The 16,730-nt window shown below is 64.8% G+C and carries 18 protein-coding genes and 1 other RNA gene; 12 read left to right on the plus strand and 7 right to left on the minus strand.

Features of this window, described 5'->3' with window-relative positions:
* Nucleotides 1-3: 3 nt before the first annotated feature.
* The 4 genes from E9536_RS12195 to E9536_RS12210 are packed head-to-tail and all read right to left on the minus strand — an operon-like array spanning nt 4 to nt 5,306.
* Nucleotides 4-255, minus strand: coding sequence for a formate dehydrogenase subunit delta (locus E9536_RS12195; protein WP_027788075.1), 252 nt, complete (start codon nt 253-255; stop codon nt 4-6).
* 7 nt (nt 256-262) lie between these two features.
* Nucleotides 263-3,214, minus strand: a complete 2,952-nt coding sequence (gene fdhF / locus E9536_RS12200) for a formate dehydrogenase subunit alpha (protein ID WP_060372290.1) — start codon at nt 3,212-3,214, stop codon at nt 263-265.
* 17 nt (nt 3,215-3,231) lie between these two features.
* A complete protein-coding gene (locus E9536_RS12205; protein WP_136470025.1) occupies nt 3,232-4,809 on the minus strand; it encodes a formate dehydrogenase beta subunit in 1,578 nt (525 codons plus the stop codon).
* Complete coding sequence (locus E9536_RS12210; protein WP_027788072.1) at nt 4,806-5,306, minus strand: NAD(P)H-dependent oxidoreductase subunit E; 501 nt, start codon at nt 5,304-5,306, stop codon at nt 4,806-4,808. The genes E9536_RS12205 and E9536_RS12210 overlap by 4 nt, the downstream gene beginning before the upstream one ends.
* Before the next feature lie 131 nt (nt 5,307-5,437).
* Here E9536_RS12210 and E9536_RS12215 point away from each other — a divergent pair, with 131 nt between their 5' ends.
* Both E9536_RS12215 and E9536_RS12220 read left to right on the plus strand, forming a co-directional pair.
* Entirely contained in the window at nt 5,438-6,544 is a 1,107-nt protein-coding gene (locus E9536_RS12215; RefSeq protein ID WP_124839610.1) for a substrate-binding domain-containing protein, read from the plus strand.
* Between the two features lie 101 nt (nt 6,545-6,645).
* On the plus strand, nt 6,646-6,915 hold the full coding sequence (locus tag E9536_RS12220; protein ID WP_042973441.1) for a hypothetical protein: 270 nt from the start codon (nt 6,646-6,648) through the stop codon (nt 6,913-6,915).
* Nucleotides 6,916-6,943: 28 nt separating this feature from the next.
* On the opposite strand, the gene E9536_RS41395 is transcribed toward E9536_RS12220, so the two are convergent.
* Nucleotides 6,944-7,213, minus strand: a complete 270-nt coding sequence (locus E9536_RS41395) for a hypothetical protein (RefSeq protein WP_168799522.1) — start codon at nt 7,211-7,213, stop codon at nt 6,944-6,946.
* A gap of 79 nt (nt 7,214-7,292) precedes the next feature.
* Between E9536_RS41395 and E9536_RS12225 the strand changes: the two genes are divergently transcribed.
* From E9536_RS12225 to E9536_RS12270, 10 genes are all read left to right on the plus strand, one after another.
* The gene (locus E9536_RS12225) at nt 7,293-7,646 is read left to right on the plus strand and encodes a DUF4148 domain-containing protein (RefSeq protein WP_027788069.1); all 354 of its coding nucleotides are present in this window, start codon (nt 7,293-7,295) and stop codon (nt 7,644-7,646) included.
* Nucleotides 7,647-8,223: 577 nt separating this feature from the next.
* Nucleotides 8,224-8,541 (plus strand): hypothetical protein, encoded by a 318-nt coding sequence (locus E9536_RS12230; protein ID WP_136469910.1) that lies wholly within the window; start codon nt 8,224-8,226, stop codon nt 8,539-8,541.
* Nucleotides 8,525-9,274, plus strand: coding sequence for a hypothetical protein (locus E9536_RS12235; RefSeq protein ID WP_136469911.1), 750 nt, complete (start codon nt 8,525-8,527; stop codon nt 9,272-9,274). The genes E9536_RS12230 and E9536_RS12235 overlap by 17 nt, the downstream gene beginning before the upstream one ends.
* 181 nt (nt 9,275-9,455) lie before the next feature.
* Nucleotides 9,456-9,713, plus strand: a complete 258-nt coding sequence (locus E9536_RS12240) for an AlpA family phage regulatory protein (RefSeq protein WP_136469912.1) — start codon at nt 9,456-9,458, stop codon at nt 9,711-9,713.
* Between the two features lie 4 nt (nt 9,714-9,717).
* Complete coding sequence (locus tag E9536_RS12245) at nt 9,718-10,044, plus strand: hypothetical protein (RefSeq protein ID WP_136469913.1); 327 nt, start codon at nt 9,718-9,720, stop codon at nt 10,042-10,044.
* A complete protein-coding gene (locus tag E9536_RS12250; protein ID WP_136469914.1) occupies nt 10,041-10,844 on the plus strand; it encodes a toprim domain-containing protein in 804 nt (267 codons plus the stop codon). Before E9536_RS12245 ends, E9536_RS12250 begins: the two co-directional genes overlap by 4 nt.
* Nucleotides 10,845-10,860: 16 nt before the next feature.
* On the plus strand, nt 10,861-12,162 hold the full coding sequence (locus E9536_RS12255; protein ID WP_168799523.1) for a virulence-associated E family protein: 1,302 nt from the start codon (nt 10,861-10,863) through the stop codon (nt 12,160-12,162).
* Nucleotides 12,163-12,376: 214 nt separating this feature from the next.
* Entirely contained in the window at nt 12,377-12,808 is a 432-nt protein-coding gene (locus E9536_RS12260; RefSeq protein ID WP_136469916.1) for a single-stranded DNA-binding protein, read from the plus strand.
* A 264-nt stretch (nt 12,809-13,072) separates the two neighbouring features.
* Complete coding sequence (locus E9536_RS12265; RefSeq protein ID WP_136469917.1) at nt 13,073-13,765, plus strand: hypothetical protein; 693 nt, start codon at nt 13,073-13,075, stop codon at nt 13,763-13,765.
* Nucleotides 13,766-14,461: 696 nt separating this feature from the next.
* Complete coding sequence (locus tag E9536_RS12270) at nt 14,462-14,929, plus strand: phage terminase small subunit P27 family (protein WP_136469918.1); 468 nt, start codon at nt 14,462-14,464, stop codon at nt 14,927-14,929.
* 7 nt (nt 14,930-14,936) lie between these two features.
* Here E9536_RS12270 and E9536_RS12275 read toward each other — a convergent pair whose 3' ends face one another.
* On the minus strand, nt 14,937-16,178 hold the full coding sequence (locus E9536_RS12275; protein WP_136469919.1) for an integrase arm-type DNA-binding domain-containing protein: 1,242 nt from the start codon (nt 16,176-16,178) through the stop codon (nt 14,937-14,939).
* A 177-nt stretch (nt 16,179-16,355) separates the two neighbouring features.
* Nucleotides 16,356-16,725, minus strand: a transfer-messenger RNA (tmRNA) gene (gene ssrA, locus E9536_RS12280).
* Between the last annotated feature and the right edge of the window lie 5 nt (nt 16,726-16,730).

Below are 16,730 nucleotides of genomic sequence, written 5' to 3' on the forward strand. Positions count from 1 at the left end.
CGGTCAGGCCTTTGCCGCGGCAGGCACGAGGGACGCGCGGTGCGCGGCGATCGCGTCGCGCACGATCGGTGCTGCACGTTGCGCGGCCTCGCATGACGGATCGTCGAGCGCCGCGAGAAGCGCGCGGCGCATCCGCGGCTCCCAGAAGCGCCGGATATGGTCGGCGATGCCGGCCAGCGCTTCGTCGCGATCGGGCATCGATTCGAAGAATGCGCCGATCTGGTTGGCCATGTCGATCAGGTGTCCGTTGTCCATCGCTTCCTCACTTGCCCGTGGTCTCGCCGGCGGTCGCGGCCGCACGGCGCTCGAGCAGATCGAGCTGCTCGGCGTTGAAGCGTGCGTAGGCTTTCTGCCAGTCGGACGGCTGCGCGACGGGCAGCACCTGGACGGCCGTCACCTTGTACTCGGGGCAGTTCGTCGCCCAGTCCGAGCTGTCCGTCGTGATCACGTTCGCACCCGATTCGGGGAAGTGGAACGTCGTATAGACGACGCCCGGCTGCATGCGTTCGGTCACGAGCGCGCGCAGCACCGTCTGCCCCGCGCGCGACTCGATGCCGACCCAGTCGCCGCTGCGGATCCCGCGATCCTGCGCGTCGTGCGGATGGATCTCGAGGCGATCCTCCTCGTGCCAGCGGACGTTCTCGGTGCGGCGCGTCTGCGCGCCGACGTTGTATTGCGACAGGATGCGACCCGTCGTCAGGATCAGCGGATAACGTTGCGTGACCTTCTCCGGCGACGCGATGAACTGCGTGATCACGAACTTGCCCTTGCCGCGCACGAATGCGTCGATGTGCATCGTCGGCGTGCCTTCCGGTGCGTGCTCGTTGCACGGCCACTGGATGCTGCCGAGCGCGTCGAGCTTCGCGTACGACACGCCCGAGAACGTCGGCGTGAGTCGCGCGATCTCGTCCATGATTTCCGACGGATGCGCATAGTCCATCTCGTAGCCGAGCGCGCGCGACAGCATCAGGGTGACTTCCCAGTCGGCGTAGCCCGCGAGCGGCGGCATCACCTTGCGCACGCGCGAGATGCGGCGTTCCGCGTTCGTGAACGTGCCGTCCTTCTCGAGGAACGACGAGCCGGGCAGCAGCACGTGCGCGTATTTCGCGGTCTCGTTCAGGAAGATGTCCTGCACGACGATGCACTCCATGGCCGACAGTGCGGCGGCGACGTGCTGCGTATTCGGGTCCGACTGGACGATGTCCTCGCCCTGGCAGTAGAGCCCCTTGAAGCTGCCGTCGAGCGCCGCGTCGAACATGTTCGGGATGCGCAGCCCCGGTTCGGGTTGCAGCGTGGCCGACCACGCCTGTTCGAACTGCGTGCGCACGATCGTGTCGCTGATGTGCCGGTAGCCGGGCAGCTCGTGCGGGAACGAGCCCATGTCGCACGAACCCTGCACGTTGTTCTGGCCGCGCAGCGGATTGACGCCGACGCCTTCGCGGCCGACGTTGCCGGTCGCCATCGCGAGGTTCGCGATGCCCATCACCGTCGTCGAGCCCTGCGCGTGCTCGGTCACGCCCAGCCCGTAGTAGATCGCGGCATTGCCGCCCGTCGCATAGAGGCGCGCGGCTTCACGGACCCGTTCCGCCGGCACGCCCGTCACGTCGGCGGTCGCCTCGGGAGAGTTGTCGGCACGCGATACGAATTCGCGCCACTGTTCGAATGCGCGCGTCTCGCAGCGCTCGGCGACGAACGCGTCGTCGACGAGCCCCTCGGTGACGATCACGTGCGCGAGTGCGTTGACGATCGCGACGTTGGTGCCGGGGCGCAGCTGCAGATGGTGGGTGGCCTTCACGTGCGGGCCGTCGACGACGTCGATGCGGCGCGGGTCGATCACGATCAGCTTCGCACCCGCGCGCACGCGCCGCTTCAGCCGCGAGCCGAACACCGGGTGCCCGTCGGTCGGGTTCGCGCCCATCACGACGATCACGTCGGCCTGATCGACCGACGCGAACGTCTGCGTGCCGGCCGATTCGCCGAGCGTCGTCTTGAGGCCGTAGCCCGTCGGCGAGTGGCACACGCGTGCGCAGGTGTCGACGTTATTGTTGCCGAATGCGGCGCGCACCAGTTTCTGCACGAGGTAGGTTTCCTCGTTCGTGCAGCGCGACGACGTGATGCCGCCGATCGAGTCGCGGCCGTACTTCTGCTGCAGCTTGCGGAATTGCGTTGCCGCGTAGGTGAGTGCTTCGTCCCAGCTGACTTCGCGCCACGGGTCGGTGATCTTCTCGCGGATCATCGGCTTCGTGATGCGGTCCTTGTGCGTCGCGTAGCCCCATGCGAAGCGTCCCTTCACGCACGCATGGCCTTCGTTGGCGAGGCCGTTCTTGTGCGGCGTCATGCGCACGACCTGCGTGCCCTTCATCTCGGCCTTGAACGAGCAGCCGACGCCGCAGTACGCGCAGGTCGTGACGACGGAGTGTTCCGCCTGCCCGAGTTGCACGACCGTTTTTTCCTGCAGCGTGGCGGTCGGGCAGGCGGCGACGCATGCGCCGCACGATACGCATTCCGACGCCATGAACGATTCGCTTTCGCCGGCGGCGACGCGCGATTCGAAGCCGCGTGCAGCGATCGTCAGCGCGAACGTGCCTTGCGTTTCCTCGCAGGCGCGCACGCAGCGGTTGCAGACGATGCACTTCGACGGGTCGTACGTGAAGTACGGGTTCGACTCGTCCTTGCGGTCTTTCAGGTGATTCGCGCCGTCGAAGCCGTAGCGCACTTCGCGCAGCCCGACGACGCCCGCCATGTCCTGCAACTCGCAGTCGCCGTTGGCGGGGCAGGTGAGGCAGTCGAGCGGATGGTCGGAGATGTACAGCTCCATCACGTTGCGACGCAGCGACTGCAGCCGGTCCGACTGCGTGCGCACCTTCATGCCCGCTTCGGCCGGCGTCGTGCACGAGGCGGGATAACCGCGCCGGCCTTCGATCTCGACGAGGCACAGCCGGCACGAGCCGAACGGTTCGAGCGAATCGGTCGCGCAGAGCTTCGGGACGTTGACGCCGGCTTCGATCGCCGCGCGCATCACCGACGTGCCGGCCGGCACGGTGACCGGCTGGCCGTCGATTTCGAGCGTGACGTCGGTATCGGCATGCCGTTGCGGCGTGCCGTAGTCGGTATCGTCGAACGGGTCGCGGGCACGCGCTTGCGCGGCGCTCTTGCACGCGCATTGGCCCGAGCCGCAGCCGCCTTGGCGGACGTTGTTCGTGTCGAGGGACATGCAGGGCTCCTTCTGGGTCAGGCCGCAGCCTTGACCGGACCCGACGCGGCGTCCTTGCCGGCGGCGAGCCCGAAATCTTCGGGGAAATGGTCGAGCGCGGACAGCACCGGATAGGGTGTCATGCCGCCCATTGCGCACAGCGAACCGGCCAGCATCGTGTCGCACAGGTCGCGCAGCAGCGTGACCTGCCGCTCCGACGTGTCGCCGTGGCGGATGCGCGCGATCGTCTCGACGCCACGTGTCGAACCGATCCGGCACGGCGTGCACTTGCCGCACGACTCGATCGCGCAGAACTTCATCGCGTATTCGGCCAGCTCGGCGAGGTTCGACGTATCGTCGTGGAGCACGATGCCGCCGTGCCCGACGACCGCGCCGATCGCCGTGTACGCTTCGTAGTCGAGCGGCACGTCCCACTGGTGGTCGGGCAGGTAGGTGCCGAGCGGGCCGCCGACCTGGGCGGCGCGCGCGGGCCGGCCGCTTGCCGTGCCGCCGCCGAAATCGAACAGCAGCTCGCGCAGCGTGACGCCGAACGCGAGCTCGACGAGGCCGCCGTGGCGGATGTTGCCCGCGAGCTGGAACGGCAGCGTGCCGCGTGAGCGGCCCATCCCGTAGTCGCGATAGAACGCGGCGCCGCGCGCGAAGATCACGGGCGCCGTCGCGAGCGTGATCACGTTGTTGATGACGGTCGGCTGGCCGTACAGGCCCGCGAGCGCGGGCAGCGGCGGTTTCGCCCGCACGACGCCGCGCTTGCCTTCGAGCGATTCGAGCAGTGCCGTTTCCTCGCCGCACACGTACGAGCCCGCGCCTTTCGCGACGTGCAGTTCGAACGCATGCGCGGAGCCGAGCACGTGCTCGCCGAGCCAGCCGGCTTCGCGTGCACGGACGATCGCGGCTTCGAGCGTGGCGATTGCATGCGGGTATTCGCTGCGCACGTAGATGTAGCCGACCGTCGCGCCGGTCGCGACGCCCGCGATGATCATCCCTTCGATCAGGCAGTACGGATCGCACTCCATCAGCAGGCGGTCGGAGAAGGTGCCCGAATCCCCTTCGTCTGCATTGCAGACGACGTATTTCTGCGTGGCGCTGGCTTGCCGGACCGTGCGCCATTTGATGCCGGCCGGGAACGCGGCACCGCCGCGGCCGCGCAACCCCGATTCGATCAGCGTTTCACACGCGGCGTCGCCGTCGAGCGCGAGCGCGTTCTTCAGGCCGGCGAGGCCTTCGTATTGCAGGTAGTCGTCGATCGACAGCGGATCGGTCAGGCCGATGCGGGCGAACGTGAGGCGTTGCTGGCGCGCGAGATAGGGCAATGCGTCGACGAGGCCCACACCGCTCGGATGCGTGCCGCCGTCGAGCCAGTTTGCGTCGAACAGGGCCGGCACGTCGGCGGCCGACAGGTTCGCATAACCGACGCGGCCGGCGGCCGTGCCGACCTCGACGAGCGGCTCGAGCCACAGCAGCCCGCGCGAACCGTTGCGGACCAGCTCGACGGCGACGCCGCGCCGCTGCGCTTCCGCCGTGATGGCGGCGGCGAGCGCGTCGGCGCCGAGTGCCAGTGCGGACGAATCGCGCGGAACGTAGATGCGGGTCGTCATGCGGCCTCCGGGGTATGGGCGACCGCCTCGGCAAGCAGCGCGTCGAATTTCTCCGGCGTGACCTTCGCGTGCAGCACGCCGTTGACCGTCAGCGACGGCGATTGCGCACACAGTCCGAGGCAGTAGACCGATTCGAGCGCGACGTCTCCGGGCGCATGCGCGTTCGCGACATCGCCGTGCGCCGCGTCGAACCGGCAACCCGTGCGGGCTTCCGCATGCGCGGCCAGCGCTTCGCAGCCCATGCTGCGGCACGCTTCGGCACGGCACATCTGGATCGTCACGCGGGCGGGCGGCGCGGTGCGGAAGTGGTGGTAGTAAGTCAGTACGCCGTGCACTTCCGCGCGCGACAGGTTGAGCGCCCTGGCGAGCGGCGCGACGCAGCCCGGCGGCACGTAGCCCGCGTCGTCCTGGATCGCGTGCAGGATCGCCACGAGCGACCGGCCGGCGCGCGCATGGCGCTCGACGAGCGCGTCGGGCGCTTCGGAATTCGGGGACATCGGTTGTGCTCCTCCAAAATCTCATATGCGCTCTAAATTCATATAGTGCGCACTTCGACTTCGTTCTGATTGATTTTGAACAACGATAAGCGGAAGATTTGGCGGTCGCAATAGGAAATCGGAGTGCATAATTGGTTCGAATCGAATGCGACGCGTATCTGACCGTACGCGACACGGAAGGCCGTGCGGCCAGCCTGTCGGATGTCGCGCCGTTGCTGGAACTCGTGGCCGACACGGGCAGCATCGCGCAGGCCGCGCACGCGAAAGGGCTGTCCTACCGGCACGCGTGGGGCATGCTGCGCGCGCTGGAGGCGTGCATCGGCGGGGAACTGATCGAAACCGCGCGCGGCAAGGGCTCGACGCTGTCGGCGCTCGGGCAGGCGGTCGTCGATGCGCAGCGCCTCGCGCGCAGCCGGCTCGACGGTAACCTGCGGACGCTGGCGGCCGAGGTGGCGAGCGACCTGAACCGGCGGCTCGCGCAGCGCGACGGCGCCGTGCGCATTCATGCGTCGCACGGCTACGCGGTCGCGACGCTCGTATCCGCGCTCGTCGATGCGCAGGCGGCTGTCGACATCAAGTATCGCGAGAGCGTCGAGGCCGTGCAGGCGCTTGCCCGCGGCGAGTGCGACCTGGCGGGCTTCCATCTGCCGCGCGGTGCGTTTCGTGCGCAGTGCGCGCAAATCTACCGGCCGTGGCTCGACGATACGCGCCATGTGCTGATCCACCTGACTCGGCGCCAGCAGGGGCTGTTCGTCCCACGCGGCAACCCGAAGCAGGTTCGCGGCCTCGCGGATCTCGCGCGCAATGACATCCGCTTCGTCAACCGCCAGCCGGGGTCGGGCACGCGCATGCTGCTGGACCTCGCGCTGCGCGCGATCGGCATTGATCCCGAGCGCATCGACGGCTACGCGTCGGCCGAGCTCACGCATTCGGCGATCGCGGCGTTCGTCGCGAGCGGGATGGCCGATCTCGGCTTCGGCGTCGAACCTGCCGCCCATCATTTCGGGCTCGATTTCATCCCGGTCGTCGACGAAGACTATTACTTCGCGTGCGAACGCGCGCGGCTCGACGCGCGGCCGCTTGCCGGCGTACTGGCGCTGCTGCGCGACACGCGCTTCGTCGAGCGCGTCGCGCATCTCGACGGCTACGATCCGGCTGCGTGCGGAACGTTGACGAGCATCTCGACGGGGCTGGCCGGCGGCGACGGCGCGAGCGTGCCGGGCGGCAATTCGCGGTAACGCGCGCGCGATCGAACCGCGCTGCAGCAGCGGGGGATTTGCGCTACGCTTACCGCTTGACCAACGTTCCAACAAGTACGCCGCTCAAGCGTCATCCCGCCATGAAATTTTCCGTTCCCCTCGCCGCGGCAGCGTTGACCGCGGGGCTGCTGGTCGCTGTTTCGCCGTTCGCGCTCGCGCAGAATTCCCCCGGTGTGCCTGGCGGTATCCTGAGCGAACAGTTTCGCCTGAACGAGCATCCGCAGATGCCGTTCGCAGCGTCGACGCCGTCGCAGAAATACCAGAGCGGCAAGAAGTCGGCCTTGCGCCGTAAGGGCGACCTGGGCGATCCGAACGGCTGCAACCTGAAGTGTCCGATGGATAGCCAGTAACCGGGCGGACGGAGTACGTCCGCAAGGGTCATGCGGCGCCGGTTCGCTTGACGGGCGTTGCGTCCACGTACTGGCCTGGCCGGTTGACCGGCGACTGCCGGAGTCCCGTGGGATTCCGGTTCTGTCCGAGCCCCGCGAAGTGTTGCCGCTTCGCGGGGCTTTTGCTTTCCGGCGAATCTTCATGCGATTCGATGTCGGGCGATGCCTGCATGCGCGCATCGTCGGCCTCGTGGGGGTTTAGGGTTAACCCGTAAATCAGGAAGGATGTCTTCCAGAAACCTGCCTTATTCTTAAGCATCCGCCTACATAAACTTCGGGTTGTCAGCGATGAACAAGGTGTTCACCGCGAACACAGACAAATCTGGAGGTAGGTCATCATGAAGTCGCTCGTTCAAGCTGTTGTCGTTGCTGCCGCTCTCGTTGCCCCGGTCGTGTCGTTTGCCCAGTCGGGTTCGACGATCACCCGCGCGCAGGTTCGCGCCGAACTGGTCCAGTTGCAGCAGGCAGGTTACAACTCCGCTCGCGGTGAAGATCCGCATTATCCGGAAGCGATCCAGGCCGCAACGGCGCGTGTTGCCGAGCAGCAGCGCAGCGCGATGGCGCAAGCGCAAGGCGCCGACGCCAGCGGTTACGGCGCACAGGCGCAGGGTGCGTCGGCGTCGGGTTCGCGTGCAATGGGCGTGCGCCCGGCCACCGCTGAAGAAATGAAGTCGCTGTATCGCGGCAGCTAAGCCGCACATCGCCCGGTGTGCGTGAGTGCTGGTGCGACGACGCGTCCGGCGCTGCGGCACTTGGGCCGGCCGCCGCCTGGCGCGATCGATGATTGTGCGGGCGCGGCAGGACATCCGTCACCTCCTGTCGCCGGAATACCGGTGGCATTCCGCCCGGCCCGCCCGTGGCTGGGCGCTTTTTCGGAAGGGGAAGGGTGCATGCGTTTCGGCGGCAACAAAAAACCCCGCAGACTTGCGTCATGCGGGGTTCGTGCGACGAGCGCGGAATTTGGTGGGGCGGCGGCAATCCTATTCGGGCCGCTTTCCCTTATCAGGCAATGATCTTCTCTCCCGTTCGGTGGGAAGAACCCCCAAAAGAACCCCCGAATAATATCCATTGGGCCGATATTCGTACCCCTGCGGGGTACGCAGAAGCGCGTATCTGTACAGAAAAAACGGTGTCCCATCTACAATGGTGCGCGACGGTTGCCAAGCATGAGCAACCTGTAGATCAACCGCACCTAGGTTAGCGCTCGAAAGCCCGATTCCCTTGCCGGGCCGGCGCGGTTGCCGCACAAGGGCTTGCGTGTGGGGCGCAATGGGCATTAAGGATGATCTGGCCGCGCGAAAGGCCGGCTTTATCAGTTTGCGTACGCTGTTGGAAACCATAAGTGCGCACGAGAAGGTGAGTCTGCAAGAGGCAGCCGACTGGTTTGCGGCGCAGTTGCGTGAAGCTAGTCGGTCGAATTCGGAGCGGAAGTGTCCCAACTGGTGCGAAATGCTACCGGGACACGGTATCGAAGTGCTGGCCGGACAGGATCGCAAAGCCGCTGCTTGGGCCGCGCTTCAGTTCGTCGTTAACAACGGCAAGTTGGGCAACGAATGGGAGGAAATGTCAGATGACATCCCCTTCTGATTACGACCGCATCGGATTCAAGGTAGCGGAGATTCTCCCGTTTCTGGAACAGTGCGGCGTCACGTTGCCGCGCGGCGATGCGGGCTCGGTGCCGGAAATCGGACCTGCCGAACGGAGTGCGCCAGATTGGGTGAAGCCGTTTATTTCACGTCGCAAATTCTCCCTCATACAAGCTGCTGCGTTTTTGGCCGGCGTTGATCTCGATACGCCGGGCTACTTCTCGGACGACGAACAGGCGGAAATTGGCCGATGGCGCGATACGCTTGCGGATGCAGTCGATGCCGGAGAAATCGAGGCGACAACGTGGAGCACCGACAGGGAGCGGGAGCAGGCGCTATCGCACGATTCGATCCGCTTATGGTGCCAAAGGTACGGCTACGACTGGCCTATTCCGGAGGTTGACCCGCAACCGGTAATCAGTGCTGAACTGCTAGCGGAGAATCGGCGATTGAACGCTGAGGTTGAGCGCCTGAAGGCGGAACTTACTGAAGCCAAGGAAGGCGATTCAATGGCGGATCACGAGTTTTGGCCGGAAGAGCTTGACGACTGCGTGAGCGTCTGGCGCGCCGCTGCGCAACGTTGGAAGCCAACCGACGGAAAGACGCCGAAGACTGTTGTCGAAGAAGTGATCGACGAATTGCATCCCGGCATCGAAGATGCCAAAAAGAAACGCTATTCGGCGGTATGCAATTGGGACAAGGATCGAAACAGAAAGGCGCGCACAAAGGAATAGGTGAACTGTTCCGGGCCTCGCTGGCAAAGGGCTAGGTCGATTCCGTACCCGTTTCAGTTCACCTGTTTTCCGTATGCGTCGCTCTGGCGGTATCCGGTTCAGGTGAACTGGTTTCACTATATTCGCCGCATCACAGTTCTTACGCTGCGAGCCATGTTCAACGACCTGCGAAGGTTTCCACATGGCCGCACATCATCACAACGCGCTGCCGTCCGGTAGCGTGCAATACGAACCCCAAGCGCTGCCGCTTGACGGCTTCACTCGTTGGGCCGACCTGAAGCGCATCGTTCCCTTGAGCCACGAGTCCGTGCGTCTGCGCGAACGGGCGGGTCGCTTTCCGAGGCGCGTGCAGCTCGGTTCCGCGCGGTGCGTTGGCTGGCCCAATCGCGAACTGCACCGCTGGCTCGCCGATCCGGCTGGCTATCGCGTCGAGGGGTGAGGCGATGGAAAAGAAAAACGCCCGCCAACCGAAGCCGACGAGCGCGAACCAACACCGCAACTTTAACGGAACGTCGAACCCGCGTCACTTGCGCGCGCTGGCCGTTCTCCAAAACCGTCCGATGCCGCGCGAAGAATTGGACGGTTTCGTTGGCTGTAGCAATTCGCCCGACCTCATCGCACACCTGCGCGCAATGGGCCTCACCTTGCCGTGCGTACGCGTCCCGTGCATCGACCGCGACGGATTCGAAGTGCGTCGCGGCATCTATCACCTCACGACGTCCGACCGACGCAAGGTTGCCCGTTGGCTGAAATCGCGGGAGGTCGTATGAGCGCGATTGCATGGAGCCATTACGCGACCGGCAACTATCGCGTGCGTTGCCTTGTTTGCGGGCGTGGCGCACGCGATAAGACGCTCGGGTTGACCATCGCAGCAAGCGGGGCGGGTGTCGCGCACTGTTTCCGCTGCGACTTCACGGAAACGTACCGCCCCGAACGCGGCGTGAGCGGCCGGGCGTATGGCAGGGAGCGCATGCCGATTGTTACGCCGTCCGAGAAGTATCACGCCCTGTCTGATTATGGGCGCGACCTTTGGAACGCGTGTCGCGCCGTTTCCTGCGAAGCGCTGGCCTATCTCAACGCTCGGCACTGCCGCATTCCGCCGGCCGATGGCGATTTGCGCTGGCATCCGTCGCTGAAGCATCCGAACGGCTATGCCGGCCCGGCGCTCGTCGGGCTCGTGACGCACGCGGTAACGCGCGAATCGATGACCTTGCACAAAACATGGATTCGGACCGATGGCCGCAAGGCTGAGGTTGACCCGCCGCGCCTGCTGCTCGGCAGGCATCGCAAGGCGGGCGGCGTCATTCGCTTGTGGCCCGACGAGGCCGTAACGAGCGGGCTCGGCGTCGCGGAAGGCATCGAAACCGCGCTTTCGCTCGCGCACGGCGATGTGCCGGTTTGGGCATGCATCGATGCGGGCAACCTGAAGGCGCTGCCGGTGCTGGCCGGAATTGAATCGCTGATCGTTGCTGTGGACGATGACCTGGCGGGCAAGGCCGCTGCCGATGCATGTGCGCAACGTTGGGCCGATGCGGGCCGTGAAGTCGTGGAGGTGGTCTATGGGGGGTGACCTGAATGACCTTGCAATGAGCAGTGGCGAACAGGGCATTCAACTCGCCATTGCGAACGGCAAGCGCGTCACGAAAAGCGAGCCGGTGCCCGATGGCACGATGGTCGAGTCGTGTGTTTCGGCCGTACGCGATACCAGCAGCGCCCGCAAATTCTCACGCGCGACGATGCATCAACTTCTCGACTTGCTGGCGGAAGACCCGGCGCTTTGCGGACTGGTTCGCTACGACGAAATGAAGCGTCGCGTCGTCATCGCGAGCGCGCGCCCTTGGGAGGTCGCGCCGTCGCCGTACTGGACCGATGCGGACACAACGAACCTGCGCGCGTATATCGAACGCCGCTACATGTTGACGGCGGCGAAGGAGCACGCGGCGGACGCGGTACACACGCACGCCGAACGCAATCGCTTTCATCCGCTGCGCGAATGGCTCGACGTGGTCAAATGGGACGGCGTGAAGCGCCTTGACGCTTGGCTTGCGACCTACTGCGGCGCGGACGATACGCCCTATGTGCGCGAGGTCGGGCGGCGCTTCCTGATTTCGGCGGTTGCGCGCGTATTGCGTCCCGGCTGCAAGGCCGATCACATGTTGGTGCTGGAGGGGCAACAGGGCATCGGCAAGTCGCGCACGGTGCGGGTGCTGGCGGGTGATGAATTTTATTCCGACGCCGTGCCGGACATGGACGATGTACGCCAGACGGGCGAGACGGTCGCAGGCGTATGGCTGCTCGAAAACAGCGAAATCGTTGGCCTTCGTAAACATGAGGCGGACGCCGTGAAAGCGTTCCTCAGTCGAAGCGAGGACGCATTCCGTCCGGCCTACGGGCGCGAGCAGGTCTATCAGCCGCGCCAGTTCGTGATGGTCGGCACGTGCAATCGCGACGGCGATGGAACCTACCTGCGCGATGAAACGGGCGGGCGGCGCTTCTGGCCCGTAACGGTCAGAGCGTGTGACATCGCCGCGTTGACGGCAGACCGCACGCAACTATGGGCCGAGGCGGTCGCGGCGTTCCGCGATGGTGAGGTGTGGTGGATTGAAGATGACGCCATGCGAGCGCTGGCTGCGCAAGAGGTGAGCGCGCGCACGGTGCAAAACCCGTGGATTGCCCATGTCGCGGCGTATCTCGGGAACAACCCCGGCATTGTGAACGTAAAGACGGGCGACATTTTCTGGACCGTGACCGAGCGCTCGAGCACCAGTCGCGATACAACCGACATGCGCCACATCGCGAATGCCCTGCGTGAACTCGGTTACGTGTCGCACAGGTTGAACACTGGCATCGTATGGAACAAGGGTGAACTCAGTGAACCCACCGCGTGAATCCATTCCGAAGAGTGGGTTCACCGCTGAAACCCGCTACGGCTAAGGCTTGTCGAGATACGGTGAACCCAGTGAACCCATATTTCTATAGCAAGACAGAGGAAAAAGGTGCGTGAGATGGGCGCGCGCGTGGCGCGTATAGGGAAAGACGCTACACAGGCTTCACGGGGTACACGTGGCGACATGTAACACGCGGCTTTCATGAGGTGGCGAAATGCTCGATGCACTGGCAAGCGGCAAGCTGTACGGCAAGCCGGGCGAACGGACCGGCCCGAGCGGTCGGCCCTTCGTCACGGCAAAAATGCGCGTATCCGTTGGCGACGGTGACGCGCTTTTCGTGAACGTGATTGCATTCGCGAACGACGCGAGGGCCGTTTTGTTGGCGCTCGATGACGGCGATTCCGTCGCGCTGGCCGGCACGCTGACGCCGAAGGTTTGGACCGACCGAAACGGCGACGCTAAACCGGCGCTCGACATGGTCGCGCACGCGGTGCTGACCGCTTACCACGTGAAGCGCAAGCGCGCCGCTATGCAAGGTTCGAACGAAGGCGACGAGCACCGGGGCGGACGCCCGTCTGTGGATCGTTCCCGACAAGCAGCGGCGTTCTACAGCGGCGAAGCGTCGGACATGCAGGACGATTTGTAGGCGCGGGGCATCCCGCACTGTGAGGCTGTTTTACTTCAGTAAATAGGAGTGCGAAATCAGGGAAGTGTCTGTTCCGAAAAGGCTTCTGGAGCGGCTGAATTTTGATGCCGCGCATGGCAGTTACAGCATGCTCGTTTGGCCCGGTCCGGGCGGCCGGACGCCATACCAAGTCGTAAAGCCCGGCCCGGTGAAGTACCGGGTCGAAATTCGTCCCGCAGGTTACATCGTCGTAATCCCGCGCTAACGCGCCTTTTGGAGAATGTCATGAAAAAACCTCTGCCCGAGCGTATGGAAATCCTCGAAGCGCTCGTCGCCGACACCGGCCTCGCCGACGAACTCACGGCGAAACAACGAGCGAAGCTCGATGCGCGCCGCGCCGAACTGGCGCATGAACTGAAGGCGGTGCCGAATCCCGAACGCGAGCTTTCCGCTTCGGTGAAGGAAGCGACGCGGACGGAAGCCGATTTCATCAAAGCCGAAATTGCTTACCGCGACGCCGAACGCGCGATGGTGGACGCGCGTACACGACACGTTGTTATGTCGCAGATGCACGAGGGGAAGCGGCAGCGCATCTTGACCGAACTCGAACGCACCGCGCCGCCGGAAGTCGGCGAGGCGCTCGACGCATTGTCGAGCGCCGATGATTTGTTGCGCGCTGCAGTTCGGACGGACGTATTCACGGAGAAAAACTGGCTCGGCGTTCCCGTCGGCAACGTTACGACGAACGTGCCCCAAATCAAGGCGGCTCGCGCGAAAATCGCCGAGGCACAACGCGACGTTCGCGCGCTTGTTCATGACGGGTCAGTTCCAAGCGAGGAACTGGTATCGCGGGCGCGGATGCTCGTAGATGCGGCGCTGGAACCGCTGTTCAGCTTCGTGTCGCGTCAGAAGTGGGAGACCCGCCGTTCGCGGCCGCATGGCGACCTGTTGACCGAAGTCGCTGGCTATGGGGACTAGCTGCGGGCTAGCGGCGTGCATCGGCGGCGCGTGTGTCCCGTGCGCCGCCTGCCGTTCGCTAACTCGCTGATTTCATAGCAGAACGCAAAATTGCGTTTCGCGCATTCGTTGCTGATTCAACAGGTTGATTTCAAAGCAAAGCTCAAAATTGAGTCGGACGAAGCCGGGCATTAGCGCATACCGCGACCGCCGCCGGTAAGTCGCATTGTCGAGGCTTCGATGCGCTGCGCGTGTTCAAGCGCAATTGGCGAACGTCCGACGGCGGAGCCGCCGGCATCTCCGCATTATGCTGGCTGAAGTGCGATGCCCGACCGAAACGCGGCCGTTGCGACTTGATAGCGCGCGACGGCTCGAACGCTGCCGAGACCGGCCGACGCGCGCGCCGCAGGGGTGATGACGAGCCGGCAATCGGGCGTGATGTTCGTTCGGGCTGGCCGGATTCGCGGCGATGTGCGCGGCGACTGCGCGCGCCACGAAGCGGGCCGATTGCCGGCGCTCTGAGCGGTCGGCGGGCGTGCCGATGGTCGACCTTGCCCGCCGTCGCGCGGGCCGCGTGGGCGGGCTTCGCGGGGCGTCCGCGCGGCATCGTGACGCCCCCCGGGGGGCTTCCGATCCCGAAGGGCGCGCCGCCGGTGATCGTCGCGCAACGCGAATTTTTGCAACGTCAGGACCAAAACCATTTTTCGGGAGCGAATCATGCCGCGAAAATCGAACGCCGCGAAGGCGCTTTCGGGTACGTTGCGTGCCGACCGGCTTAAGGGTATCGCGGCTGATCAATTGACCGTCGCGCCGCCGCCGCCGGACGGCATGTCATCGCGTGCGGCTGCGGAATGGGACCGCGTCGCGCCGCTCGTCGTGAGCTTGGGTCTGTTGAGCGCTTCCGACCTACGCGCGCTCGAACTGCTTGCCGAAACATTGGCAACGGAGGCGCAGTTACGCGAGACGCTGGACCGTGAAGGGTTGACGATTGCGACCGGGACGGGCGGAAGCAAGGCACATCCGGCGCTGCGCGCGCTGAGCGATGCGCGCGCCCAAGCGGCCCGTTTGCTCGATGCGTTCGGCCTGAGTCCGCGCGGACGGCAAGCTATCGACGCGCCGCCGCCGTTGCCGGCCGATAATCCATACACGGCCTTCGTTAAGCCGGCGCGCGGGCAGGAACGATAGTGCGCGGCTACCGCGTCGCAGCGTCAAACGGGATGACTTCGGCGCCTGCCTTGAGTCGGTCGAGATAGTCCGCCCATTTCTGCATCATTTCGCGGCGCTGGGGCAGGTGCGCCGTGCGGTTGTACGCCCGCCCGAGCGGGTCTTTCACTGCGTGCGCGAGTTGGGCCTCGATGATAGCCGCCGGCATGCTCAGGACTTCATCAAGAATCGTGCGAGCCATTGCCCGGAAGCCATGGCCGGTCATCGTGTCGCCGTCGAATCCGAGTCGACGCAGTGCGCCGTTGATGGTGTTATCGGACATCGGCCGCTCCTTCGTGCGCACGCTTGGAAAGAGCAGTCGGCCGTTGCCGGTGAGCGCGTGTAGTTCCCGCAGGATAGTGATGGCTTGAGTCGATAGCGGGACGATATGCGCGCCGCCGGCAACCTTGCCTTGCTTCGTGCGCTTCATGCGGTCACCGGGTATTTCCCAGATACCGGCGTCTAGGTCGAACTCGACCCATTCGGCGGCGCGTAGCTCGCCGGGGCGCTGGAAAAGCAGAGGCGCGAGCCGCAAGGCGCACCACACGGGAAGCGTCCCTTGGTAGCCGTCTATCGCGCGCAAAAGCCCGGCAACCTGCCTCGGATCGGTAATCGCCGCCATGTGTGTCGATTGCACCGGCGGAAGTGCGCCCCGTAGATCAGCCGTAACGTCGCGCTCGGCGCGTCCGGTTGCCACGGCATAGCGGACTACTTGGCTGACGTTCGCGTGCAGGCGGTGCGCAGTTTCGAGCGCGCCGCGCTTCTCTACTCGCCGCAGCACGTCGAGCACATCCGGCGGCGTGAGACGGGCAACGGGCTTGCCGCCGATCCACGGGAAGGCGTCTACCTCAAGGCGGCGTAGAATGCGTGCCGCGTGACCGTCCGACCAAGTGGGAGCGTACTTGGCGTGCCACTCGCGCGCGACCGCCTCAAAGGAATTCTCGGCATTGAGGCGCTGCGTGCGCTTCTCGGCTTTTTTTGCGTCGCCGGGATCAATCCCCGCCGTCAGCTTGTCTTTGGCTTCGTCGCGTCGCTTACGCGCTTCGTTGAGCGGGATGGCCGGGTAGGTGCCGAGCGCTAAGCTTTTCTCTTTGCCGGCGAATCGGTACTTGAGCACCCAGCGCTTGCCCCCGGTCGGTTTGATGAGCAGGAATAGTCCGCCGCCGTCGAATAACTTCTGTTGCTTGTCCGTGGGCTTGGCATTACGGATCGCTACATCGGTCAGGGCCATATCCGCTCCCGTGCTGGGGGTTCCGGGTTGGGGGTTTCGCAGAGAACCCCCGAAAGAACCCCCGACGGCGTGTGGCTGTCGTTGGGGGTTCTTTGCGGTAGTGTGCAACAAAAAACCCCGCAGAGCCAAGCCTAGCGGGGTTTTCTTGTCAAACGTTGGAAACGTTTGGCGGGTATTTGGTGGAGGCGGCGGGAATCGAACCCGCGTCCAGAAGCGCTCCACGACTAGTTCTACATGTTTAGTTCAGTCATTTGATTTAACCGCAGCGACGCGGACGAACACGCTGCACTACGGCGATTCGCTAGGTTTTCGACCCTGGCGTCGCGACGCCGACAGGGCTTAACTGACGTAAATGACCTCTGGCGGTATTGCTACCGGTCTTGCGACACTAGCCCGTCAGTGAACTAGGCAGAGGACGGCGGCCCTTAGGCTGCCAGTGCGAACGTATCGTCGTTTGCAGTTACGATTTTCCCATTGATTAACGAGGTGACGGGTCCTCGACATGCCCTAGCCGCTTCACAACCCCTGTCGAAACCAGGTCGCCCCCGCGGA

It is taken from the genome of Burkholderia sp. LS-044, from assembly GCF_004803625.1.
Taxonomy (GTDB): Bacteria; Pseudomonadota; Gammaproteobacteria; order Burkholderiales; family Burkholderiaceae; genus Burkholderia; species Burkholderia cepacia.

Excerpts from the sequence above, each read along its gene's own strand:
- E9536_RS12225 (WP_027788069.1), top strand. The coding sequence starts at position 7,293 with ATGAAGTCGCTCGTTCAAGCTGTTGTCGTTGCTGCCGCTCTCGTTGCC.
- E9536_RS12275 (WP_136469919.1), bottom strand. The coding sequence starts at position 16,178 with ATGGCCCTGACCGATGTAGCGATCCGTAATGCCAAGCCCACGGACAAG.
- E9536_RS12205 (WP_136470025.1), bottom strand. The coding sequence starts at position 4,809 with ATGACGACCCGCATCTACGTTCCGCGCGATTCGTCCGCACTGGCACTC.
- E9536_RS12245 (WP_136469913.1), top strand. The coding sequence starts at position 9,718 with ATGGAAAAGAAAAACGCCCGCCAACCGAAGCCGACGAGCGCGAACCAA.
- E9536_RS12250 (WP_136469914.1), top strand. The coding sequence starts at position 10,041 with ATGAGCGCGATTGCATGGAGCCATTACGCGACCGGCAACTATCGCGTG.
- E9536_RS12260 (WP_136469916.1), top strand. The coding sequence starts at position 12,377 with ATGCTCGATGCACTGGCAAGCGGCAAGCTGTACGGCAAGCCGGGCGAA.
- E9536_RS12270 (WP_136469918.1), top strand. The coding sequence starts at position 14,462 with ATGCCGCGAAAATCGAACGCCGCGAAGGCGCTTTCGGGTACGTTGCGT.
- E9536_RS12240 (WP_136469912.1), top strand. The coding sequence starts at position 9,456 with ATGGCCGCACATCATCACAACGCGCTGCCGTCCGGTAGCGTGCAATAC.
- E9536_RS12230 (WP_136469910.1), top strand. The coding sequence starts at position 8,224 with ATGGGCATTAAGGATGATCTGGCCGCGCGAAAGGCCGGCTTTATCAGT.
- E9536_RS12195 (WP_027788075.1), bottom strand. The coding sequence starts at position 255 with ATGGACAACGGACACCTGATCGACATGGCCAACCAGATCGGCGCATTC.
- E9536_RS12235 (WP_136469911.1), top strand. The coding sequence starts at position 8,525 with ATGACATCCCCTTCTGATTACGACCGCATCGGATTCAAGGTAGCGGAG.
- E9536_RS12220 (WP_042973441.1), top strand. The coding sequence starts at position 6,646 with ATGAAATTTTCCGTTCCCCTCGCCGCGGCAGCGTTGACCGCGGGGCTG.
- E9536_RS41395 (WP_168799522.1), bottom strand. The coding sequence starts at position 7,213 with ATGCTTAAGAATAAGGCAGGTTTCTGGAAGACATCCTTCCTGATTTAC.
- fdhF (WP_060372290.1), bottom strand. The coding sequence starts at position 3,214 with ATGTCCCTCGACACGAACAACGTCCGCCAAGGCGGCTGCGGCTCGGGC.
- E9536_RS12255 (WP_168799523.1), top strand. The coding sequence starts at position 10,861 with ATGAGCAGTGGCGAACAGGGCATTCAACTCGCCATTGCGAACGGCAAG.
- E9536_RS12210 (WP_027788072.1), bottom strand. The coding sequence starts at position 5,306 with ATGTCCCCGAATTCCGAAGCGCCCGACGCGCTCGTCGAGCGCCATGCG.
- E9536_RS12265 (WP_136469917.1), top strand. The coding sequence starts at position 13,073 with ATGAAAAAACCTCTGCCCGAGCGTATGGAAATCCTCGAAGCGCTCGTC.